The 23618-nt window shown below is 71.5% G+C and carries 17 protein-coding genes and 1 pseudogene; 3 read left to right on the top strand and 15 right to left on the bottom strand.

Going from position 1 to position 23618, the window contains the following annotated elements:
• Window positions 1-9 precede the first annotated feature (9 nt).
• The 13 genes and pseudogenes from araA to AB5J73_RS34390 form a co-directional block, all read right to left on the bottom strand.
• Window positions 10-1509 carry an L-arabinose isomerase gene (gene araA, locus AB5J73_RS34450; protein ID WP_370962973.1) on the bottom strand — a complete coding sequence of 500 codons (1500 nt, stop codon included), beginning with the start codon at window positions 1507-1509 and terminating at the stop codon, window positions 10-12.
• Window positions 1510-1527: 18 nt separating this feature from the next.
• A complete protein-coding gene (locus AB5J73_RS34445; protein ID WP_370962972.1) occupies window positions 1528-2205 on the bottom strand; it encodes an L-ribulose-5-phosphate 4-epimerase in 678 nt (225 codons plus the stop codon).
• Window positions 2205-3833, bottom strand: coding sequence for a ribulokinase (gene araB / locus AB5J73_RS34440; RefSeq protein WP_370962971.1), 1629 nt, complete (start codon window positions 3831-3833; stop codon window positions 2205-2207). Before araB ends, AB5J73_RS34445 begins: the two co-directional genes overlap by 1 nt.
• 23 nt (window positions 3834-3856) lie before the next feature.
• Window positions 3857-7666, bottom strand: a complete 3810-nt coding sequence (locus AB5J73_RS34435) for a LamG-like jellyroll fold domain-containing protein (protein WP_370962970.1) — start codon at window positions 7664-7666, stop codon at window positions 3857-3859.
• Between the two features lie 74 nt (window positions 7667-7740).
• Window positions 7741-8724, bottom strand: coding sequence for a galactofuranose ABC transporter, permease protein YjfF (gene yjfF / locus AB5J73_RS34430; RefSeq protein WP_370962969.1), 984 nt, complete (start codon window positions 8722-8724; stop codon window positions 7741-7743).
• Complete coding sequence (locus AB5J73_RS34425; RefSeq protein ID WP_370962968.1) at window positions 8721-9761, bottom strand: ABC transporter permease; 1041 nt, start codon at window positions 9759-9761, stop codon at window positions 8721-8723. The genes yjfF and AB5J73_RS34425 overlap by 4 nt, the downstream gene beginning before the upstream one ends.
• Entirely contained in the window at window positions 9758-11272 is a 1515-nt protein-coding gene (locus tag AB5J73_RS34420) for a sugar ABC transporter ATP-binding protein (protein ID WP_370962967.1), read from the bottom strand. Before AB5J73_RS34420 ends, AB5J73_RS34425 begins: the two co-directional genes overlap by 4 nt.
• A 10-nt stretch (window positions 11273-11282) precedes the next feature.
• Window positions 11283-12302: an ABC transporter substrate-binding protein gene (locus tag AB5J73_RS34415; RefSeq protein ID WP_370962965.1), complete on the bottom strand. Its 1020-nt coding sequence runs from the start codon at window positions 12300-12302 to the stop codon at window positions 11283-11285.
• A 38-nt stretch (window positions 12303-12340) separates the two neighbouring features.
• Window positions 12341-13384 carry a LacI family DNA-binding transcriptional regulator gene (locus AB5J73_RS34410; RefSeq protein ID WP_370962964.1) on the bottom strand — a complete coding sequence of 348 codons (1044 nt, stop codon included), beginning with the start codon at window positions 13382-13384 and terminating at the stop codon, window positions 12341-12343.
• Between the two features lie 235 nt (window positions 13385-13619).
• Entirely contained in the window at window positions 13620-14534 is a 915-nt protein-coding gene (locus AB5J73_RS34405; RefSeq protein ID WP_370973423.1) for an endonuclease/exonuclease/phosphatase family protein, read from the bottom strand.
• Between the two features lie 674 nt (window positions 14535-15208).
• On the bottom strand, window positions 15209-16135 hold the full coding sequence (locus AB5J73_RS34400; protein ID WP_370962963.1) for a D-alanyl-D-alanine carboxypeptidase family protein: 927 nt from the start codon (window positions 16133-16135) through the stop codon (window positions 15209-15211).
• Between the two features lie 294 nt (window positions 16136-16429).
• Window positions 16430-17266 (bottom strand): annotated as a pseudogene (locus tag AB5J73_RS34395) (family 16 glycosylhydrolase); the annotation flags it as partial.
• A 169-nt stretch (window positions 17267-17435) separates the two neighbouring features.
• The gene (locus tag AB5J73_RS34390; protein ID WP_370962962.1) at window positions 17436-17681 is read right to left on the bottom strand and encodes a hypothetical protein; all 246 of its coding nucleotides are present in this window, start codon (window positions 17679-17681) and stop codon (window positions 17436-17438) included.
• A 235-nt stretch (window positions 17682-17916) separates the two neighbouring features.
• Between AB5J73_RS34390 and AB5J73_RS34385 the strand changes: the two genes are divergently transcribed.
• Both AB5J73_RS34385 and AB5J73_RS34380 read left to right on the top strand, forming a co-directional pair.
• The gene (locus AB5J73_RS34385) at window positions 17917-19956 is read left to right on the top strand and encodes a phosphocholine-specific phospholipase C (RefSeq protein WP_370962961.1); all 2040 of its coding nucleotides are present in this window, start codon (window positions 17917-17919) and stop codon (window positions 19954-19956) included.
• A gap of 118 nt (window positions 19957-20074) precedes the next feature.
• Window positions 20075-21532 (top strand): cellulose binding domain-containing protein, encoded by a 1458-nt coding sequence (locus AB5J73_RS34380; protein WP_370962960.1) that lies wholly within the window; start codon window positions 20075-20077, stop codon window positions 21530-21532.
• An 8-nt stretch (window positions 21533-21540) separates the two neighbouring features.
• On the opposite strand, the gene AB5J73_RS34375 is transcribed toward AB5J73_RS34380, so the two are convergent.
• Window positions 21541-21666 carry a hypothetical protein gene (locus AB5J73_RS34375; RefSeq protein WP_370962959.1) on the bottom strand — a complete coding sequence of 42 codons (126 nt, stop codon included), beginning with the start codon at window positions 21664-21666 and terminating at the stop codon, window positions 21541-21543.
• A gap of 217 nt (window positions 21667-21883) precedes the next feature.
• The gene (locus AB5J73_RS34370) at window positions 21884-22678 is read right to left on the bottom strand and encodes an SDR family NAD(P)-dependent oxidoreductase (RefSeq protein WP_370962958.1); all 795 of its coding nucleotides are present in this window, start codon (window positions 22676-22678) and stop codon (window positions 21884-21886) included.
• A gap of 214 nt (window positions 22679-22892) precedes the next feature.
• On the opposite strand from AB5J73_RS34370, the gene AB5J73_RS34365 reads away from it, so the two are divergent.
• Entirely contained in the window at window positions 22893-23510 is a 618-nt protein-coding gene (locus AB5J73_RS34365) for a LysE/ArgO family amino acid transporter (protein ID WP_370962956.1), read from the top strand.
• Window positions 23511-23618 lie beyond the last annotated feature (108 nt).

Below are 23618 nucleotides of genomic sequence, written 5' to 3'. Positions count from 1 at the left end.
CTTCCTTTCTCAGAAACCCTGGGCGAGCCGGTGGTAGGCCTGGTTCCAGCGGATGCGGTCGGCGAAGCCGTGCGGCGTGGTGTCGGCGTCGATCACCAGCAGCTCGACGCCGAGCAGGTTCGCGAAGTCGCGAAGGGATTCGGTGCTGACGGCCTGGGTGAGCACGGTGTGGTGCGGCCCGCCGGCGGTGATCCACGACTCCGCCGACGTCGACAGCGACGGCGCCGGCTCCCAGACCGCCCGCGCCACGGGCAGGTTCGGCAGCGGCTCGTCCGGCGCGACCACCTCGATCTCGTTGGCCACCAGCCGGAACCGGTCGCCGAGGTCGACCAGGCCGAGGGTGACGCCGGGCCCGGGCCGGGCGTCGAAGACCAGCCGGACCGGGTCCTCGCGGCCGCCGATGCCGAGCGCGTGGATCTCGCACGACGGCTTCGCGGCGGCGATGCTCGGGCAGACCTCCAGCATGTGGGCGCCGAGGATCTTCGGCGTGCCCGGCCCGAAGTGGTAGGTGTAGTCCTCCATGAACGAGGTGCCCCGCTCGGCGCCGACGCCCATCGCCTTGACCGCGGCGAGCAGCGCCGAAGTCTTCCAGTCGCCCTCGCCGCCGAAGCCGTAGCCGTCGGCCATCAGCCGCTGGACGGCCAGGCCGGGCAGCTGGCGCAGGCCGCCGAGGTCCTCGAAGTTCGTGGTGAACGCGCCGAACCCGCCGTCGGTGAGGAACTTCCGCAGCCCGGCTTCGATCTTCGCCGCGTACCGCAGCGACTCGTGCCGCGCTCCCCCGGCCGCGAGCTCCGGAGCGAGGTCGTAGTCCTCGGCGTACTGCGCGACCAGCCCGTCCACATCGGACACCGAGTCGACGACCTCGACCAGGTCGTTGACGCCGTAGGTGTTGACCGAGACGCCGAACCGCAGCTCGGCCTCGACCTTGTCCCCTTCGGTGACGGCGACGTCGCGCATGTTGTCGCCGAACCGGGCCAGCCGCAGGTTGCGCAGGTGGTCGGCGCCGATCGCGGCCCGCGCCCACGCGTCGATCCTCGCGACGACGGCCGGGTCCGACACGTGTCCGGCGACGGTCTTGCGCGGCACCCCGAGCCGCGTCTGGATGAACCCGAACTCGCGGTCGCCGTGCGCGGCCTGGTTGAGGTTCATGAAGTCCATGTCGATGGTCGACCACGGCAGGGCTTCGTTGAGCTGGGTGTGCAGGTGCAGCAGCGGCTTGCGCAGCGCGTCCAGCCCGGTGATCCACATCTTCGCCGGCGAGAACGTGTGCATCCACGCGATCACGCCGACGCACGCGGCGTCGGAGTTGGCCTCCTGCAGCACCCGGCGGATCGACGAGGCCTCGGTCAGCACCGGCTTCCCGACGATCTCGGCGGGGAGCCCGCCGGCGGCCGCCAGCAGCTGCTGGATGCGCAGGGACTGGCCGGCGACCTGTTCGAGGGTCTCCTCGCCGTAAAGGGCCTGGCTCCCGGTGAGGAACCAGAGCTGGGGTTTCGACGCGCGGGTCATCGTTCTCCTCGAAACGTTTCAGTGCTGGCCGTAGACGTTCTGGTACCGGGCGTAGAGCCGGTCGACGTCTTCGGGTGGGAGGGGTTCGGGCGTGCCCAGCTCGAAGGCCTTGTGCACGGTGCGGGCCACGTCCTCGACCATCACCGCGGCCTTGACGGCGTCGCGGGCGGTGCGGCCGACGGTGAACGGCCCGTGGTTGCGCATCAGCACGGCGGGCGACCGGCTGGCGCGAAGCGTTTCGACGATGCCGCGGCCGATGGAGTCGTCGCCGATCAGGGCGAACGGTCCGACCGGGACCTCGCCGCCGAACTCGTCGGCGATCATCGTGAGCACGCACGGGATCGGCTCGCCGCGGGCGGCCCACGCCGTGGCGTAGGTCGAGTGCGTGTGGACGACGCCGCCGATCTCGGGCATGTGCCGGTAGACGTAGGCGTGCGCGGCGGTGTCCGACGACGGCGCCAGCTCGCCGTGCACCAGGTCGCCGTGCAGGTCGGTGACGACCATGGTGTCGGCGGACAGGTCGTCGTAGGACACCCCGGACGGCTTGATGACCATCAGCTCGCGGCCGGGCACGCGGGCCGAGACGTTGCCCGCGGTCCAGATGACCAGCGCGTTGCGGGTGAGTTCGCCGTGCAGGTTCGCCACCGTCTCGCGCAGTTCGGCGACGGTGTCGAGGACTTCATCGGTCAGCGACATCAGGACCGTCCTTTCGCGACGGCTCGGCGGCGGGCGGCGAGGCGGTGCATGACATCGTTGCCGCCGCGGCCGAAGTAGTCGTGCAGCGTCGTGTATTCGGCGTACAGCTCGTCGTAGGCGGCGGCGTGCGCGGGCACCGGCCGGTAGACCGCACGCCGCACGGACCCCATCGCCGCGGCGGCCGCGCGGATGTCCGCGTGGACTCCGGCGGCGACGGCCGCGTGCATGGCCGACCCGAGCGCGGGGCCCTGCTCGGAGCCGATGACCGACAGCGGCAGGTTGGTGACGTCGGCGTAGATCTGCATGAGCAGCGCGTTCTTGACCAGCCCGCCCGCGATGATCAGCTCGGTGACCGGGACGCCGGCCTCGCCGAACGTCTCGATGATCTTGCGGGTGCCGAACGCCGTCGCCTCCAGCAGGGCGCGGTAGACGTCCTCGGCGCGGGTGGCGAGGGTCTGGCCGACGATCACGCCGGACAGCTCGTGGTCGACGAGCACCGAGCGGTTGCCGCTGTGCCAGTCCAGCGCCACGAGCCCGTGCTCGCCGATTTCCTGCTGCGCGGCCAGCCGGGTGAGCTGGTCGTGGCCGATCGGGGCGAAGTGCTCGGTGAACCAGCCGAAGATGTCGCCGACGCCGCTCTGCCCGGCTTCGTAGCCCCAGAGCCCGGTGACGATCCCGCCGTCGACGACGCCGCACATGCCGGGGACTTCCCGCAGTTCGGCGCCGTTCATCACGTGGCACGTCGAGGTGCCCATGATCGCGACCATCTGCCCGGGCTCGACCGCGTTCGCCGCGGGCGCGGTGACGTGGGCGTCGACGTTGCCGACGGCCACGGCGATGCCTTCGCGCAGCCCGGTCCACGCCGCCGCTTCCGCCGACAACGACCCGGCGCGGGCACCCAGCTGCCCCAGCGGGTGTTCGAGCTTGTCGGCCACGAAGGACTCGAAGCCCGGCGCCAGCTCGCGGAGGAAGTCGCGGCTCGGGTACTGGCCGTCCTGCAGGATGCCCTTGTACCCGGCGGTGCACGCGTTGCGGACGTAGGTCCCGGTCAGCTGCCAGACGATCCAGTCGGCCGCTTCGACCCAGTGCCGCATGGCGCCGTAGACCCCGGGCGCCTCCTCGAACACCTGGAGTCCCTTGGCGAACTCCCACTCCGAGGAGATCAGGCCGCCGTAGCGCGGCAGCCACTTCTCGCCGCGGGCGCGGGCCAGCTCGTTGATCCGGTCGGCCTGCGGCTGGGCCGAGTGGTGCTTCCACAGCTTCACGTACGCGTGCGGGTCGCCCGCGAACTCGGGCAGCTCGCACAGCGGGGTGCCGTCCGCGGTCGTCGGCACCATCGTGCACGCGGTGAAGTCGGTGCCGATGCCGATGACGTCGGCCGGATCCGCCCCGGCCGCGGCGATCGCGGCCGGGACGGCGGTGCGGAGCACCCCGACGTAGTCCGCGGGCACCTGCAGCGCCCAGTCCGGCGGCAGCGCGCGACCGGTGGCGGGCAGCGTCTCGTCGAGCACGCCGTGCGGGTACTCGAAGACCGCGCTGCCCAGCTCGGCGCCGTCCGCCACGCGCACGACCACCGCGCGGCCCGACAGCGTGCCGAAGTCGACGCCGACGGTTAGTGGTTCTCCCACGGTGTCCTCTCTCCTGGTGTTGTTCAGCGGCCGGTCATGACCAGGGTGGTCACGGAGTTGGCGGGCAGGGTCAGCTTCGACGTCGCGGCGAGCCCGGTGAGCTCCCTGGTCTGCGGCACGATCGCGGCCGGCGCGGCGAGGCTGTTGCGCCCCGCCGGGTCGCCGGTGAGCGTGGTGAGCGTCCCGGTGCCGTCGACCGCGGTGACGCCGGTGAACGCCAGCCGCGCGGTCTGGACCTGGCCGGTCGGGTTGACGAGCTTGACCGTGAACGTCTTCTTCCCCGCCTTGGTGGTCACGTTCACCACTTGCCGCAGCGGGCTGCCCTGGTTGAGGCGGCTGGTCACGATCTGCTTGCCGAGCGTGCTGGAAAACATCTGCTGCACCCAGTACGACGGCGAGCCGTAGCTGCTCCCGGCGTCGAGGCCGATCAGGTTGACCGGCCAGTTGGACTGGTTCTCGTGCACCAGCACCGGTGCGTACATCGAACCGATGACGACGTCGCTGTTGCGCTCGAGCCCGGTGAGGAACGCGGCCTCGCCGATGGCGGCGGCCAGGGTGCCGGTGGGCCGGCCGTCCTGGGCGCCGTATTCGCCGACGAGGATGTCCGGGCCGGAGCGGTCCGCGGTGTCGTAGCGGGTCGAGTTGTCAGTGAACCACTGCGGCGACTGGTAGTAGTGGTCGTCCGCGGCGTCGGGGCGCACCCCGGTCGGTGTGCTCGACGCGGCCCCGCCCTGCAGCCCGCCGGTCGTGGCGATGACCGTCAGCTGCGGGTACTTCGCCTTGACGGCGTTGTACATGTCGGTGAAGCGCCAGGCGTAGCTGCCCGAGCCGTCGAACCAGTCCTCGTTGCCGACCTCGACGTAGTGCAGGTCGAACGGCGCCGGGTGCCCGTCGGCGATCCGCTTCGCGCCCCACGTCGTCGAGCTGTCGCCGATGGCGTACTCGATTTCGTCGAGGGCTTCCTGGACGTACTGCGGGTAATCGGCCTGGCTGACGTGCTGGCCGTTGAGCGTGTAGCCGGCGAACAGGGCCAGGAGCGGCTGGGCGCCGATGTCCTCGGCGAGCTTCAGGTAGTCGAGGATGCCGAACCCGTCGGTGGACCAGTAGCCCCACGCGGTGTTCTGGTGGCCGGGCCGCTCCTCCGGCTTGCCGATGGTGTTCTTCCACGCGAACCGGGTGTCGAGGGTGTTGCCCTCGAGGTAGTTGCCGCCCGGGACGCGGAACAGGCCGAGCTTCATCGCGGCGAGCTTCTGCCCGAGGTCCAGCCGGACGCCGTGGTTCTTGAAGGTCGGCGGGAAGAGCGACACCTGCTGGAACCAGGCGTCCCCGGCGAGCGCCTGCTTCCCCTTGTTCACCAGGGACACGACGATCCGGTTGTCGGTCGACGCGGCGATGGTGGACGGCGTGGTGAAGCTGAACGTCTGCTGCGCCCACGCGGCACCGACCGGCTGGACGTCCTTGCTCGCCAGCACCGTGCCGTCCGGCTTCTCCAGGCTGACGCGGACCGCGCCGGTCCACGTGCCCTTCGCGAAGAAGCTGCCGGTGTACTTCGTGGCCGGTTTCGCCGCGATGCCGTAGAAGCCGACGTTGGCGGCGGCCACGCGCCCGGTCACCGGCACCGCGTCGGCGTGCAGCTTCAGCGACCGGTCGAGGGCGGTGTTGAGCGGCGTGGCCGTGTCGATCGCGTAGGTGCCGGTGGCACCCGGCGAGGTGACCAGCGACCAGTACGGGACCGGGGTGTCGCCCGCGCCGCTGCCGCGCTGGTAGGCCTCCTTGAAGGTGCGGTTGCGGACCAGCTCCGCGTACAGCCCGCCCTCGACGGAGTGGCTGATGTCTTCGAGGATCGAGCCGTAGGTGGTCGGGCGGGTGTTGGCGCGGACGACGTTGGCGTCCACGGCCAGCTGGTTCGCCCCGGCCAGCGTGCCGATCTGGGCCGCGGTGAGCGGGAAGCGGCGCAGCTCCAGTTCGTCGATCGCGCCGGTGAACCCGGCGCCGACCGTCAGCGGCGCCGCGGCGGTCCCGGAGGCCGGGCAGGCGGAGACGTCCAGCGTGGTGCCGGTCGGGGTGCCGCAGGTGCTGGTCACCGTGGCCGCGTCGCCGTCGGCGTAGACGGTGAGCCGCTGCGAGGCGCGGTCCAGGACGACGGCGGCGTGGTGCCAGGTGCCGTCGGCGAGGCCGCCCCCGGTGGTGGTCACCTGGACGGTGCCGACGCGGGCGGTGAGCCTGCCGCCGGTCATGCCGAGGGCGTAGCCGTCGCCGTGGTCCACGAGCGTGCCGTCCGAGGTGGTGCGGAACCACGCGGCCAGGGAGAGCGAGCCGGTGCCGGTGTCGAACGCGGGCGAGGTGCCCATGTCCACAGTGGACTTCCCGTCGAACTGGACCGCCTGGCCCGCCGCACCCGCGGTCCAGGTGGCTCCGCGGAGGGTGCCGTCGGCCGCGTTGGCCGAGGAGTCGCGGGCGACCGTGCCGGTGCCCTCGTCGAAGTGCCACGATCCGCCGGCCGCCAGTGCGGCGACGGCGGAGGCGGTCAGCGGGGTCGGGTACGCGCGGACGTCGTCCACGCCCCCGGCGAACCAGTCGGCCGGGCCGCCGGCCCACTTGCCGCGTCCGATGACCAGGTGCCCGGCGGCGGTCCACGGCGTGGTGAACGGGACGCTCTGCTGCAGGGTTCCGTTGACGTACAGGGAAAGCGTGCCCGACGCGCGGTTGTAGACGCCGGCGAGGTGCTGCCACTGGCCGGCCTGCGCGGGCAGCGTGGAGACCGCCGAGGAGGACGCCGTGTCGCCGTCGCCCGCGCGGCGGGTGAAGGCGAACCGGCCGTCGGCCGCGCGCTGGAGGTAGAAGCCGCTGATCGCCGAGCCGTCGACGCTCACCGCGGTCCGGAACCCGGTGGCCGCCGAGGGCTTGACCCAGGCGGACACCGAGAAGCTCTGCGCGGTGTCGACGACCGGAGCCGGAGCGTCGACCGCGGCATCGGTGCCGTCGAGGACGACCCCGTGCGGGCCGACCACTCCGTCGTCCCAGGTGGCGCCGCCGGTCAGGGTGGCGGTGCGCGCGTCGAGCGAGTCGTCGGCCGCCGTGGTGCCGGTGCCCTCGTCGAGGCTCCAGTGCCCGGCGATGGCCAGGCGCGCGGCGTCGGCCGGGGTGAGCGCACCGGAGTAGGCGCGGACGTCGTCGATCGAGCCGTCGACGTAGTCCACCGGGTTGCCGCCGTACTTGCCGCGGCCGATCACCAGGTGGCCGGTGCCCGCCCAGCCCGCGGGCGCGGAGACGGTGGCCTGCCGGCTGCCGTCGACGTACAGCGACAGCGTCGACGCGGCGGCGTCGAACACACCGGTCAGCTGGTACCACTGGCCGACGACCGGGTCGAAGTTCGCGCCCGCGACGACGCCGTCGGTCGGGGCGTCCCCGGCCAGGCGGGTGAAGGCGAACCGGCGCGAGTCGTCGCGGAACTGCAGGAAGAAGTTGCTGACCTGGTTGCCGTCGACGCTCACGAACGTCTGGTAGCCCGAGGTCTTGTCGAGCTTGACCCAGCTGCCGACGGAGAAGCTCTTGGTGGTGTCCAGCACGGGCGCGCCCGCGTCGGCGAAACCGCCCGCGCCGTCGGTGGTCAAGGCGCCGCCGCGGATGCCGGGTGCCCAGCCCGCGCCGGAGTTCAGGGTGGCGGGGTGCTCCCCCGCGGTGTCGGCGGCGGTCGTCCCGCTGCCCTCGTCGAACGTCCAGTGCCCGGCGAGCGCCGGGTCGGGGTCGGCCGCCGCCGCGGTCACGGGCAGGGCAGAGCACAGCGCCAAGGCCGCCAGCACGGCCAAGGGGCACCGGATTCTGCGGAGCATGACTCTCCTTCGAGTGTGAGCGCTCACAGTGCGGTGCGGAGCCCTCACTTTCACGTGAAAGTGCGGGCTCCGCGCTAGCGGGTCCGTCGGGTCACGAGGCGTTGCAGGACGATGAAGACGAACAGGAGGGCACCGGTGATGATCGAGGTCCACCAGGAGTTCAGGGTGCCGTCGAAGGTGATCAGCGTCTGGATGATGCCCAGCACCATGATCCCGAGCACGGTGCCGAGCACGTAGCCGGAGCCGCCGGTGAGGATGGTGCCGCCGATGACGACCGCGGCGATCGCGGTCAGTTCGAGGCCCACGCCGTTGAGCGGGTCGCCGGAAGACTTGTACAGCACCAGCAGCAGCCCGCCGAGCGCCGAGCAGAACCCGCTGATCGTGTACACCGCGATCTTCGTGCGACCGGTCTTGAGCCCCATCAGCATCGCGGACTGCGCGTTGCCGCCGATCGAGTAGACCGTCCGCCCGAACCGCGTGAACGCCAGAACGTAGACCGCGGCCGCCACGACCACGAGCGCGACGACCACGCTGATCGAGATGTGCAGTTCCCCGCCGAGCGGGATCTGCGTCTGCGCGAGGGTGGCGATCGTCGTGTTGTCGATCGAGTACGCCTCGGTGCTGATCGTGTAGCAGAGCCCGCGGGCGAAGAACATCCCGATCAGCGTGGCGATGAACGGCTGGATCTCGAAGAAGTGGATGAGCGCGCCCATCCCGGCGCCGAGCAGCGCGCCGGCCACCAGCACCACGGCGATCGCCGCGTACGCGGGCCAGCCGTGCTTCTGCAGCAGGTCGCCGGAGATCACTGTGGACAGTGCGACGACCGAGCCGACGGACAGGTCGATGCCGCCGGTGAGGATCACGAACGTCATCCCGACCGCGACCACGAGCAGGAAGGCGTTGTTGATGAACAGGTCGAGCACGACCTGCCCGGACCCGAACGCGTCGTAGCTGGCCGCGCCGAAGACGTAGGCACCGATGAGCAGCGCCATCGTCGCCAGGATCGGGAGGTGCCGCTGCTGCGGCCGGTAGCCCTTGATGCGGGTCAGCGTGGTCATGCCGTGACCTCCACCTTCTCCGGAGCGGACACAGGCGCCGGTGCGGCCGGGCGGGCCCTGCGGCGGAGCTTGCGGCGGAACGCGGGCGACTGCAGCAGGCACACCGCCAGCACGACCACGGCCTTGAACAGCATGATCGCCTCGGGCGGGATGCCGAGGGCGTAGACGGTGGTGGTCAGCGTCTGGATGAGCAGCGCGCCGATCACCGCCCCGCCGATGGAGAACCGGCCGCCGGTCAGCTGCGTGCCGCCGACGACGACGGCGAGGATGGCGTCGAGCTCGATGAACAGCCCGGCGTGGTTGGCGTCGGCGCTGTGCACGTTCGCGCTGATCATCAGCCCGGCGATGCCCGCGCACAGCGCGCAGAACACGTAGACGAGCCAGGTCAGCCGCGCCGAGCGCAGCCCGGCCAGCCGGCTGGCTTCGGGGTTGCCGCCGACGGCCTCGACGAGCAGCCCGAGCGCCGAGCGGCGGACCAGCAGCGACGCGAGCACGAACACGGCCAGCGCAATGAGGATGGCGCTCGGCAGGGTGAGCACGAACCCGCTGCCGATCCATTCGTAGGGCGCGGAGTTGATCGTGATGATCTGCCCGCCGGAGATCAGCTGCGCGATCCCCCGCCCGGCGACCATCAGGATGAGCGTGGCGATGATCGGCTGGATGCCCAGTGCGGCGACGAGCCAGCCGTTCCACACCCCGAGCACCAGCGAAAGCCCCAGTGCCAGCCCGACCGCGACGAGCGTGGCGCCCACGCCGCCGGGGTGGTCGGCGATCCACAGGCAGGCCAGCGAACCGCTGATCGCGACGACCGCGCCCACCGAGAGGTCGATGCCGCGGGTGGCGATGACGAGCGTCATGCCGATCGCGATGAGGATCAGCGGGGCGCCGTTCTTCAGGATGTCGACGAGGTTCCCGTAGAGGTGACCGTCGCGCAGTTCGATCGAGAAGAACGCCGGGCTCGCGATCAGGTCGCCCAGCAGCAGCGCGAGCAGCGCCACCACGGGCCAGAAGAGCCGCTTCTTCGCCAGGCCGGTCATGCCTGCACCCCCTCGGCCATCGTGGCCATGACGTCGTCCGCGGTGAGGCCCTGGTTTTCCCGTTGTGCCACGACCTTCCGGTCGCGCAGCACGACGACGCGGTGACTCAGCCGGAGCACCTCGTCCAGCTCGGCGGAGATGTAGACGACGGCCATGCCGTCCGCCGAGAGCTGGGTGACCAGCCGCTGGATCTCCGTCTTGGCACCGATGTCGATGCCGCGGGTCGGCTCGTCGAGGATCAGCAGCCGCGGTTCGGTGATGAGCCAGCGGGCCAGCAGCACCTTCTGCTGGTTCCCGCCGGAGAGGTTGCCCACCAGGGCTTCCGGGTCGGCGGGGCGGATGTCGAGCGCCTTGATGTACTTCTCCGCGAGTTCGTCCTGGCGGCGCCGGGACAGCGGCCGCGCCCAGCCGCGTGAAGCTTGGAGCGCCAGGACGATGTTCTCCCGGACGGTCAGCTCTTCGACCAGGCCTTCGGTCTTGCGGTTCTCCGAGCAGAACGCGATCCGGTGGTCGAGCCCGGCGCGCGGGGTCCGCAGGTTCGTGACCTCGTCGTCGACGCGGACCGAACCGCTGTCGGCGTGGTCGGCGCCGAAGAGCAGCCGGGCCAGCTCGGTGCGGCCGGAACCCAGGAGCCCGGCGAGGCCGACGACCTCGCCGGCGTGGATGTCGAGGCTGAACGGTTCGACGCCGCCCTTGCGGCCGAGGTCTTCGGCGGACAGCAGGACCGGCGCGTCCGCGACCTCGGCCCGGGTGGGGCCGGAGTCCTCCAGGTCTTCGAGGACCTGCAGCTCCTTGCCGATCATCTTGGTGACGAGCTCGACCGGCGTGATGTCCGCGGTGCGGTACTCGCCGATCAGCTTTCCGTTGCGCAGCACGGTCATCCGGTCGGCGACGGCGAAGACCTGGTCGATGAAGTGGGAGACGAACAGGATCGCCAGCCCCTGCTCGCGCAGGGACCGGACGACCGTCAGCAGCTGCTCGACCTCGCCGGCGTCCAAACTGGACGTCGGCTCGTCGAGGACGAGGACCCGCGCGTCGACGTCGAGGGCGCGGGCGATCGCGACCAGCTGTTGCACCGCGATCGAGCAGGTGCTCAGCTCGGCCGAGACGTCCACGTGGACGTCCAGCCGGGCCAGGAGCTCCTCGGCCCGCCGCCGCATCGGGCCCCATTGGATGCGGCCGAAGCGGCGGGGTTCCCGGCCGAGGCAGACGTTCTCCGCCACGGACAGGTTCGGGCAGAGGTTGACCTCCTGGTAGACCGTGCTGACACCGGCCCGCTGGGCCTCGCCGGGGCCGCCGAAGGCGACGGCGGTCCCGGCGAGGGTGATCGTGCCCGCGTCCACCCCGTACACCCCGGTCAGCACCTTGATCAGGGTGGACTTGCCGGCGCCGTTCTCCCCCATCAGCGCGTGGACCTCGCCCGGGAACAGGCGGAAGTCGACGCCGTCGAGGGCGAGGACGCCGGGGAACTCCTTGCGGATCCCGGTCATGGTCAGGATTTCGGCGGGCATGCGGGACCTCTCAGTACTGCCGCTGCGGCAGGGCGGCCTTCGCCGACGCCTGGTCGAACTCGGTTTCCTGGGTTTCGATGCGGGCGGGCACCTGCTCGCCGGCGGAGACCTTCTTCACCAGGTCCATCAGCTGCGGGCCGAGCAGCGGGTTGCATTCGACGACGTGGTTGATCTTGCCGTCGGCGAGTGCCTGCAGCGCGTCCTTGACACCGTCGACCGAGACGATCTTGATGTCCTTGCCCGGGACCTTGCCCGCGGCCTCGATCGCCTCGATGGCGCCGAGCGCCATGTCGTCGTTGTGCGCGTAGAGGACGTCGATCTTGGGCTGGGACTTCAGGAAGGCCTCCATGACCTCCTTGCCCTTCGCGCGGGTGAACTCACCGGTCTGCGACGCGACGATCTTGTACTTCGGGTCCGCCGCGATGACGTCCGCGAAGCCCTTCTTGCGGTCGTTCGCCGGCGCGGAACCCGTGGTGCCCTGCAGTTCGACGATGTTGACCTGGCCGGTGGCGCTGCCGAACTCCTTGGTCAGCCACTCCCCCGCCTTCTTGCCCTCGGCGATGAAGTCCGAGCCGAGGAAGGTCTTGTAGAGCGACTTGTCCGGCGAGTCGATCGCGCGGTCGGTGAGGATGACCGGGATGTTGGCGCTCTTCGCCTCCTTGAGCACGGTGTCCCAGCCGGACTCGACGACCGGCGAGAAGGCGATGACCTTGACCTTCTGCTGGATGTAGGAGCGGATCGCGGAGATCTGGTTCTCCTGCTTCTGCTGCGCGTCGGAGAACTTCAGCTCGATGCCCGCGGTCTTGGCCGACTCCTGGATCGACTTCGTGTTCGCCGTCCGCCAGCCGCTCTCGGCGCCCACCTGGGCGAAGCCGAGCGTGATCGCCCCGCCGGAGCCACCGGAAGAGCCACCACTCCCGCAGGCGGTGAGCAGCACGAGTCCGGCCGCCGCGGCCGCCGCGGCGGCCCATCGCTTCTTCAGCACGTTCACTCCTCGATCGACGGTGATCAAATTTGTTAGCGTTAACATTCGGAGCTGGTCTTCTCGGTGCGGGCGCGTTCGCCGTGCTAACGCGGCCCGGTGCTCTCGCGGACGATCAGCTCGGGCACCACCAGCGCGCGTGCGTGCCGGTCGCCCCCGTCCATCCGCTGGGTGAGCAGGCCGAACGTGCGCCGGCCGACTTCGATGAAGTCCTGGCGCACCGTGGTGAGCGGCGGCGTGAAGTACGCCGCCTCCGGCACGTCGTCGAAGCCCGCGACGCGCACGTCGCGCGGCACCGAAATGCCCGCCTCGGCGAACGCGCGCAGCAGGCCGAGCGCCATCTGGTCGTTGCCGGCGAAGACGGCGTCCAGCTTCGGTTCCGCGGCGAGGGATCGCCCCGCCTCGTAACCCGACCGCGAGCTCCAGTCGCCGCGGATGACCCGCGGGGCCGCGACTCCGTGGCGTTCCAGGGTTTCGCGCCAGCCGAGCTCGCGGTCGCGGGCCTCCAGCCAGTCCTCCGGCCCGGCGACGTGCCAGACCGTGCGGTGGCCGAGGGCGAGCAGGTGTTCGGTGGCGCGGCGGGCGCCGTCGCGCTGGTCGACGGAGATGACCGGCACGGGCGCGGTCTCCCCGCCGCCGACGGCGACGACCGGGAAGTCCGCGGGCGCGGCTTCCAGTGCGCGGCCCGCACTGACGTGCGGGGCGATGACGATGATGCCCTCGACCGCCTGGCGGCGGAGGTTCTCCACCGCGTCGGCGATCGACGACCGGCCCGGCCGGCTCACGCTGGAGATCGTGATCGCGTACCCGGCTTCGCGGGCGGCGTTCTCGATGCCGTACAGCGTGCTGGCCGGACCGTACAGATTGGACTCGAGCGCGACGACGCCGAGCGTCCCGGTCCGCCCGGTGACCAGCGCGCGGGCCGCGGAGTTGGGCCGGTAGCCCAGTTCCTCGATCGCCGCGAGCACCCGGGCCCGCGTCTCCGGGCGCACCGGACCGGTCCCGTTGATCACCCGCGACACGGTCATGTGCGACACCCCGGCGACACCCGCGACATCGGTCAGGCTCGGCTGCCGCGTCCCGGCCGCGGTCACCCGCACGGGTCCGCCGGAGCGAGGTCGTTCAGCCACCGGCGTCCCCTTCCCGTCCGCGCCGACTGGGTCTGCGTCACCCGTTCCGGTGACGGCGAGGAGTAGTGTTAGCGATAACACCCTCGCGGTCAACCCTGGGTCGCGTAACGGTGTGGTCACGCGCCGCGGACTCGTCTCCGCTCCGGCCTCGGGGCTCCGGCCTGCGGAAAGCTTCGTGTGTGATTCACCAGCTGCGCGGTGACCACGGTGTTCAGGCGCGTGTTCGCGGCCGCGGCTACAGCGCGACGGTGGCCGCCACGGGCAGGTGGTCGCTCCCGGTCGCGGGCAGCGTCCACGCCGCCACCGGCCGGACCCCGCCGACGAAGATCTGGTCGATCCGGGCCAGCGGCAGCGACGCGGGCCAGCTGAACCCGAACCCGTCCCCGGCCTCGTCCTGCGCCGCTCGCAGGCGCGCGGTGATCGGCGCGAGCGCCCGATCGTCGGCGGTCCCGTTGAAATCGCCGACGAGCACGGTCCGCGGCGCGGATTCCGCGGCGACGTAGTCCGCGAGCCGCTCGACCGCGGCGTCCCGGCCACCGGCGGTGAACCCGGCGTCGAGCCGCACGCGCACCGACGGCAGGTGCGCCACGAAGACCGCGACGGCCCCCTTCGGAGTGTCCACAGTGGTCCGGAGCGCCCGGGTCCACGGCATGATTTCGAGCGGCCGGGTGTCCCGGAGCGGAAAGGCGCTCCAGACCCCGACGGTGCCCTGGACGGTGTGGTGCGGGTACCGGGCGGCGAGCGCCTCTTCGTACTTGGGGATTTCGGACCGTTTCAGCTCCTCGAGCGCGACGACCTGAGCCCCCGAAGCGGCGAGGGCCCGCGCGGTGCCGGCCGGATCCGGGTTTTCGTCGTTGACGTTGTGGGAGACGACGGTGAAGTCGCCCCCGGTGCCGCGCTGGTCGAAGAGCTTGCCGCCGAAGGAAGCGCCCCAGACCACGGTGGGAAGGAGGAGCACGACGAGCGCGAGCGCCGAGCGGCGGAGCAGGGCGGCGAGGAGCAGGAGGAGGACCAGGGCGCCGGTCCACGGGAGGAAGGTTTCGAGGAGGCTGCCCGCGTTCCCCGGCCAGTTGGGGACGAGGGGATGCGCGAGCAGGAGCAGCGCGGCCAGCACAGCGAAGACGGCGATGATGCGGCCGCGGCGCCAGATCCCGGCCCATCGGCGCGGGGCGGGCTCGGCCTCCGGACGCCCGCTGCCCCGCCCCGGCGGCTGGCTCGGTGCGGTCCCCGGAGGCTCGCCAACCGCACCCGCCGACCAGGCGACCGCGGCACCCGGGAACTGACCGGCTGCAACCGCCGGATGCTCACCAACCGCACCCGCCGACCAGGCGACCGCGGCACCCGGGAACTGACCAGCTGCAACCGCCGGATGCTCACCACTCGCACCCGCCGACCAGGCGACCGCGGCACCCGGGAACTGACCAGCTGCAACCGCCGGATGCTCACCACTCGCACCCGCCGACCAGGCGACCGCGGCACCCGGGAACTGACCAGCTGCAACCGCCGGATGCTCACCACTCGCACCCGCCGACCAGGCGACCGCGGCACCCGGGAACTGACCAGCTGCAACCGCCGGATGCTCACCACTCGCACCCGCCGACCAGGCGACCGCGGCACCCGGACGCCCGCTGCCCCGCCCCGGCGGCTGGCTCGGTGCGGTCCCCGGAGGCTCGCCAACCGTGCCCGCCGACCGGGCGAACTCAGGCCCCGGGCGCCCGCCAGCCGACCCCAGCGGTTGCGTCATCCCCGCCCCCGGATGCCCGCCACCCCGCCCCAAGGGCTGCGTGGTCGCCGAACTCCGGTCGCCGGGGTGGATGGTTGCCGTCATCGGGTGGCCGCCGTGGGCAGTTCGCGCTGGATGGCCGCGATCAGGCGGCGGCTGTTCTCCAGGGCCGCCTGCAGGCCCGATGCCGGGCTGCCGCCCGGGCTCTGGTGGAGCACCACCCCCAGGATCAACGCTCCGCCCGGGGCCTTCGCCGCCCACATCAGGGCGCCGCCGGCCGCCGTGGAAGAGCCTGTCTTCAGGCCGATCACGCCGTCGCGGCCGAGGAGGGTGTTGGTGTTGACCACCGTGCCCGGGACGCCGTCGACGCGCAGGCTCGGGGTGGCCACGATCGCGCGCAGCACCGGGATCTTCATCGCCTCGCGCGCCAGCCGCAGCTGATCCGCGGCGGTGCTCGTGGTCGAATCCTCGACGCCGCTCGCGCCCGTGTACGTCGTGCTCGTCATGCCGAGCGCCGCGGCCTCGCGGTTCATCTTCCCGACGAACGCCTCCTGGCTGCCCGCGTCCCACCGCGCGAGCAACCGCGCCACGTTGTTGCCGGACGGCACCAGCATCAGCGCCAGCAGGTCCCGCTCGCTGATCCGGCGGCCCGCCCGGACCGGCGCGGTCGACTCCTCCGCCGACGTCGATTCGGCCTCGGCCTGCTCGTCGACGGTGATCAGCGGGCCCGCCTCCGCCGCGTCGAGCGGGTGGTCCTTCAGCACCACGTACGCGGTCATCACCTTGGTGACGCTGGCGATCGGCACCGGCTCCCGCTCACCGCGGCTGCCGAGCGAGCCCAGCCCCAGCACCTCGGCGCTGGCCTGCCCCTCCGACGGCCACGGCAGCGCCAGGTCGATCGACGGCCGAGCCGCGCTCGCCCGGCCCGCGAGTTCCGGCGGGAAGAGCACCCAGCAGGTCACGACGACGGCGACAGCCACCGCGGCGGCGATCCCGCCGGCGACGGGTGGGATGCGGGTACGGGACATGATCTCCTCCGGCTGCCGAAGCGCGCTCGTCCGAGCGCACTCCGGTCACTCTGTCCGGGGAAGATCGCCGGCCCGTCGGGGTTGTTCGACAGGTCTGAACCAGAAGTGTCACAGCTCTGTACCAAAGACCTCCCGGCCAGACGTCGTGAAAGAGTCGTTCATGTCGTCTGGCGAGGTGAACGACCCTTTCACGACATCCCGGCCGCCCCGCCGGAACCCGGGAAAAGACGCGGGACCGGTCCGCTCCCCGCCGCGCACGGGGAGCGAGCCGGTCCCGCCGATCGGGGCCGCTCAGCTCACGTGGACGTAGTCGACCACCAGCTGCTGCGGGAACTGCGTGCTGCCGTCCGGGTCACCCGGCCAGTAGCCGCCGACCGCGAGGTTGAGGATCACGAAGAACGGGTGGTTGAACGCCCACGCGTTGCCGCCGACGTCGGCCGGCGTGCGGGTCTGGTAGACGTTGCCGTCCACCGACCACACGATCTTGTCGGTCGACCAGTCCACGGCGTAGGTGTGGAAGTCGTCGGAGAAGTTCGGGCCGTTGTAGGCCGCGCCGATGCCACCGGAACCCGAGTAGCCCGGGCCGTGGATGGTGCCGTGCACGGTGTTCGGCTCGAACCCGACGTTTTCCATGATGTCGATCTCGCCGCAGTTCGGCCAGCCGACGCTGCCGATGTCGGTGCCGAGCATCCAGAACGCGGGCCACATGCCCTGCCCGCGCGGCAGTTTCATCCGGGCCTCGACGTGCCCGGACGACGTGGAGAACTTGCCGGAGGTGTTCAGCCGCGCCGAGGTGTACTCGCACGCGCCGTACCAGCAGTTGTTGCCGCTGTTCTCCTTCTTCGCGGTGATCACGAGGTGGCCCTGGCCGTCGAGGGCCGCGTTGGCGGTCCCGTCGGTGTACCACTGCCGTTCGTGGTTGTTGACGTTGTCGCCGGTCTCGTGCACCCACTTCGAACCGTCGACGCCGCTCCCGGCGGCACCGTCGAAGTCGTCGGAGAAACTCTCGAGAACCGAAGCGGCCTGGCTCGGCGGGGCGGCCACCACGGCACCGAGCGCGAGCAGGGCGGCGGGGACGGCCAGCAACCGGGCCGTCCGGCGCCACCGGGTGGGGATCCTGGTCGACGTCATTGTCGCCTCTTCTTCTTCCGCGGGCGACGGCTGGCGGCTCACCGTCACCCTATTTGTTGTGGATCACAACAAAGTATGAACGGCGAAGTGGCGAAGAACAAGGCTAACCGGTCGGACATTTTCCGACGAGTACCCGATGGTCCGGACCACCGGGTACTTTCGGGCAACGTCAGCGCAGGATGCAGTCGAGCCCGAGCCCGACACCGGTGACGACGTACTGGCAGATGTGCGACGCGTGCGCCACGTCGGTCTCGGTGCACCCCAGCGGCACGCCGAGCAGGTCGACCGAGCAGTAGGCGTAGAACTGGTTCGCACTGCCGGGCACCGGGTCGGCCGACGCCGGGGCCGCCGCGGCGACCATCCCGGAAACCGCGAGGGCACCGGCCACCGCCAGGGAAGCGATTCGGGTGTTCATCGTGCTCTCCTCCCGCTTTCTCCCCTGCGCGTCAGGGGTTCGTGCTGATCAAGATTCCCCGCGCCGCTCCGGTTCAGCTGCCGGTCACCGGAAAGTGTCGTGCGGGCGGACCGCGAACCGAACAGCCGGTGAATGCGGGGTTGCGCGATTACGTCCGAACGTCGGTGTTTTCGCGCACCTTCGATCACTTACGCTGGGCGCGCCGCCCCGCCGAGGTCCCCTGGAGGCTCCCGTGATGGCCGATCCGCTCAAGCTCACCCGACGCAGTTTCCTCGGCGGGGTAGCCGCCGCCGGCGCCCTCGGCGCCTTGCCGCCCGGCATGGCCGAGGCCCTCGCCGAACCCCGCGCCACCGGCAGCCTCTCCGACGTCGAGCACGTCGTGGTCCTCATGCAGGAGAACCGTTCGTTCGACCACTACTACGGCACGATGCGGGGCGTCCGCGGCTACGGCGACCGGTCCGCGATCGTCCAGCCGAACGGCCAGGACGTCTTCCACCAGCCCGATTCCGGGCGCACCGACGGGAAGTACCTGCTGCCGTTCCGGGTGGACACCACCAAAGTGGACGGTCAGGACCTCGGCGACCTCGGGCACGGCTGGGCCGACCAGCACCAGGCGATCGCCGGCGGCGCCAACAACGCCTGGATCCCCGCCAAGGGCGAGATGACCATGGGCTACTTCGACCAGGGCGACATCCCGTTCCACCGCGCGCTCGCCGACGCGTTCACCGTCTGCGACCACTACTTCTGCTCGGTCCAGGGCCCGACCACGCCCAACCGGCTCTACCTGTTCACCGGCACCATCGACGCCGCGGGCCAGGCGGGCGGGCCGGCGAACTACAACCCCGCCGACTACCGGCCGGTCTTCCGCTGGACGACCTACCCGGAACGCCTCCAGCAGCACGGGGTTTCGTGGAAGGTCTACGCCAACAAGGAGGTCGGCGACGCGAGCGACTCTTTCGTCGGCGACTACGGCGACAACCCCCTCTGGCTCTTCCAGGCCTACCACCAGGACTACGCCAGCGAACTGTCCAAGCGGGCCAGCGTGTTCAAGACCTGGGGACCGGATTCGGGGCAGGGCAAGGACGTCGACCACGTCCTCGCCGAATTCAAGGCCGACTGCGCGAGCGGCTCGCTGCCGGCGGTGTCCTGGATCGTCGCGCCCTACGGCTACTGCGAGCACCCCGAAGCCCGGCCGGTCGACGGTGCCGCGTACACCCAGACCGTGCTGAACGCGTTGTGGGCCAACCCGAAGCTGTGGGAGTCCACCGTGGTCCTCATCAACTACGACGAGAACGACGGGTTCTTCGACCACGTCGCCCCGCCGATCGCGCCACCGGGCACCACCGGGGAGTACATCGGCGGCCAGCCGATCGGCCTCGGCGCGCGCGTGCCGATGACGGTCATCTCGCCGTGGAGCCGCGGCGGCTGGGTCAGCTCCGAGGTCACCGACCACACCTCGGTGCTCCGGTTCCTGGAACGCTGGACCGGCGTCGCCGAGCCGAACATCAGCGCGTGGCGCCGGGCGCTCTGCGGTGACCTCATGACGTGCTTCGACTTCGGCACACCGGCCACGCAGATCCCGCTGCTGCCGGACACCGCGGCGCTGCGCAAGCAGGCCGACGACACCCAGAAGAAGCTGCCGAAACCCGCGCCGCCCGCGACCGGCAAGCAGCAGGTCCCGGTCCAGGAGCCGGGGACCCGGCCCGCCCGAGCGCTCCCCTACCGGCCTCTGGTCACGACGTCGCTGAGCGCCGACCGCAAGATCCTCACCACGACGTTCGCCAACCAGGGCACCGCGGCCGTGCAGCTGCTGGCCTACCGCAATGACGGCCAGACCGACGGCCCGTGGCCCTACGACGTCGCGCCCGGGGCGCAGGTCAGCGACACCTGGCGGATCCAGCTCTACGGCGGCGGCAAGTACGGCGTGGCGGTGCACGGGCCCAACCGCTTCCGCTGGGTGCTGGCCGGGGACGCGAACAGCGCCGGCGCGGGCGTCGACGTCCTCGGCGGCTACACCGCCGAGAACAAGCTGCGGCTGACCATGCGCAACTCCGGGACGACGGCGGTCAAGCTCACGATCACCGCGAACCACTACCGCACCGACGGGCCGTGGACCTACCCCCTCGCCGCCGGGCAGACGGTGACCGACGACTGGAACCCGGTCGCGTACGGGTCCGGCTGGTACGACCTGTCGGCCACCCTCGACGCCGACCCGAAGTTCCTGCGCCGGTTCAGCGGGCACCTCGAGACCGGCGCGCCGAGCGTCACCGGCTAGCCGTTCACATCCATGACCGTAGTTCAGCCCATTGACGCACGTCGCGGGGGTCGCCTATAAAGGGAACGTCCGGGTGTACGCCGCAACACCTCCGCTGTCCCTTTTCCGGAGGCCATCGGTGTCCCCACGAAGTGCCGTTTTCCTCGGTGCCGCCACCGTTTCCGCCGCCGCGGTCGCCCTCGCCCTGACCGGCGGGGTGACCGCGCGGGCGGCCGCGGCGAACCTCTCCGCCACCTTCACCCAGACGTCGGTCTGGACCGGCGGCTACGGCGGCGGTTACACGATCGCCAACCGCGGCGACACGCCCGCCACCGGCTGGACGGTCGAGTTCGACCTGCCCGCCGGCTCGGCGGTGACCAGCTCGTGGAGCTCGGTGAAGGCGCAGACCGGGCAGCACTACAAGTTCACGAACGCCGGGTTCAACGGCACGGTCGCCCCCGGCGCCACCGCGAGCTTCGGCTTCACCGTCTCGGGCGCGGGGTCGCCGGCCGGGTGCACGGTGAACGGCGCCGCGTGCACCGGTGGCGGCCAGGTCACCACCACGCCGACGACGCCCACCACCACCCCGCCGCCGGTCACGACGACCACTCCCCCACCGAGCGGCGACACCGTGAACGTCGCGACGGCCGCGCAGCTGCAGGCCGCGCTGGCGAACGCGGCGCCGGGGCAGGCGATCAAGCTGGCGGCCGGCACCTACCGCGGCTCCTTCGTCACGACGAAGCCGGGCACGGCGGCGAAGCCCATCACCCTTTCGGGGCCGTCGAACGCCGTCCTGATCAACGACGGACCGTCCGGTGACGCGCCCGACTGCCCCGCGCCCACCGCGGGCTGGGATTCCGGCTACGGCCTGTGGCTCTCGGGCGCGCCGTACTGGAACCTGACCGGGTTCACGGTCCAGGAGTCCAAGAAGGGCATCGTCGTCGACGATTCGCCGCACACCACCATCGACGGCGTCACCGTGCACCACGTCGACGAAGAGGCGATCCACTTCCGCCGGTCGTCGGCCGACAGCGTGCTGAAGAACTCCACGATCACCTACACCGGGCTCGGGCAGCCCGGCTACGGCGAGGGCGTCTACCTCGGCTCGGCCAACTCGAACTGGGGCTGCCACGGCAATTCCGGCGGCGTCGACCGCGGCGACCGGATCCAGGTGCTGGACAACCACATCGGCCCGTTCATCGCGGCCGAGCCGATCGACGTCAAGGAAGGCACCTTCAGCGGGCTGATCCGCGGCAACACCTTCGACGGGCGCGGGATCAGCGGCGAGAACTCCGCCGACTCCTGGATCGACGTCAAGGGCATCGGCTACACGATCGAGGACAACACGGGCACCTTCTCCTCGCCCGGCGTGTTCGCCAACGGCTACGAGAACCACAACACCAGCACGAGCCCGTCGTTCGACAACGGCTGCGGGAACGTCTGGCGCAACAACAAGTCCGACCTCGGCGGGGCCGGCGCCTACGCGATCAAGATCAGCTCGGTGTCGAAGTGCGCGGCGAACCCGAACGTGGTGTACGCGTCGAACACCGTGACGAACGCCAAGTCGGGCCTGACGAACGTCCCGGTCACCCCGTAGTCCTCCCCTCAGAGGTGCATGGCCAGCCAGAGGGCCACCCACGCGGCGGCGGCGATCAGGGCGCCCGCCGCCGCCACGAGGAGCACCCGATGCAGGCCGCGGGCGGGTTTCGCCGGTGTCTCGATGTGGTCCATGGAGTCGATCATGAACCACGCGGGCCGATCACGACACCCGGCGCGCTCGTCCGGGCGACCCCTGCGCGGGGTACCCCGGGCGACGCACGTCACCCCCGCGCACCGGAACACCAGCCCGGCCGGCTCGTTGTACGTAGTGCCGGTGCGGAGAAACCCCCGGCTCCGAATCCCCCGTTCCCTCCCGGGGTTCCCCCGTGCTCCTGGGCGGGAACGGGCCTCACGGCACGATCGAGTCGACGTACCCGCCGTCGACGCGCACGGCCGCCCCGGTCGTGGCCGAAGCGAACGGAGAACTCAAGTACACCACCAGGTGCGCGATCTCCTCAGGCTCGATCAGCCGCTGCAGCAACGACTGCGGCCGGTACCGCGTCATGAACTCGCGCTGCGCCTCGTCCCACGGCAGGTCCGTGCCGACCAGCTCGTGGACGAAGTCTTCGACGCCGCCGGTGTGCGTCGGCCCGGCGATCACCGCGTTGACGGTGACGCCGGTCCCCGCCGCGTGCTTGGCGAACCCGCGGGAGACGCCGAGCAGCGCCGTCTTCGACACTCCATAGTGGATCATCTCGGCCGGGATCACGATCGCGGAATCGCTGGCGATGTACTGGATCCGGCCCCAGCCGCGTTCGGTCATCCCCGGCAGGTACGCGCGGGTCAGCCGCACCGCGGCCAGGACGTTGACCTCGAAGTAGCGGCGCCAGTCGGCGTCGGTGATGTCCAGCGGTTCCTGCGCGCCGAAGATGCCGAGGTTGTTGACCAGGATGTCGGCGTCCGGCACCTCCTCGACCACCTGCGCGGCGCCCGCCTCCTCCGAGACGTCGCCCGGCGCCGGGAGGAAGTCCGCGTCCGGCAGGTCTTCGCGCAGCCGCGCGATGGCCTTCCGGACCCCGGTTTCGCTCCGGCCGTTGATCGCGACGCGGGCACCCGCGGCCGCGAGACCCGCCGCGATCGCCGAGCCGATGCCCTGGGTGGACCCGGTGACCAGTGCCGTCTTCCCGCTCAGGTCGACCCGCATCGTGAAAGCCCTCTCTCGCCTCGACGTCCCGCTCCCCGGCCGATTGAAGCACAGCCGCCCGGGACGCACCGGCTGGAAAACCGGTTGCCCGGCCGGGGCGGCGGCTCCACCATCGGCGCATGACTTCCCGCCGCACGCCGCTCCTGCCGACCGCCGCGACCACCGCGCCGGTCCGGCAGCAGAGTGGCCCCCGGAGGCCGAGCCCGCCCGCGCTGTGACCACCGCGCTGCTCGACGGCCTGGTGGCCGGCTACGGCATCGCGATCCCGGTCGGCGCGGTCGGCACCTACCTGGTCGCGCTCACCGCCCGCACCTCGCTCGGCACCGGGCTCGCGGCCGCCCTCGGCGTCGCCACGGCCGACGGGGTGTACGCGCTGGTCGCGGTGCTCGGCGGCGCCGCGATCGCGAGCGTCGTCACGCCGGTGGCCGGGCCGCTGCGGCTGGTCTCGGCGGGGATCCTCGCCGTGCTGGCGGTGCGCGGGGCCGTGCTGGCCCTGCGGTCGCACCGCGACCCCACCGAACGGCCCGTGACCCCGCTAACGCCCGGCCGCGCGTACGCCGGCCTGCTCGGCATCACGCTCGTCAACCCGGCGACCGTCGTCTACTTCGCCGCCTTGGTGGTCGGCGGCCGGGCCGGGACGCCGGCCCCGGTCCTCGGCCAAGGGGTGTTCGTGCTCGCCGCGTTCGCCGCCTCGGCGAGCTGGCAAACCCTCCTCGCGGGCGGCGGCGCGCTGCTGGGCCGGGTCCTCACCGGCCGCCGCGGGCGGCTGGTGACGGCGCTGGCGTCGAGCGCGGTGATCACCGCACTCGCCGTCCGACTTGTCCTGACTTGAGCGAAACCCGTTGTCCTGTAACGGTTTGTCCCCGCCGGCCGCGCACACCGGAAGACGTTCCCCGCCCCGCGGCGGCGTTAGGCTCGGTCCCGGCGACAGGAGGCGGTC

The sequence above is a fragment of the Amycolatopsis sp. cg9 genome (assembly GCF_041346945.1).
Taxonomy (GTDB): Bacteria; Actinomycetota; Actinomycetes; order Mycobacteriales; family Pseudonocardiaceae; genus Amycolatopsis.
Note: the sequence above shows the minus strand (reverse complement) of the source record. Positions and strands in the feature narration are given on the sequence as shown.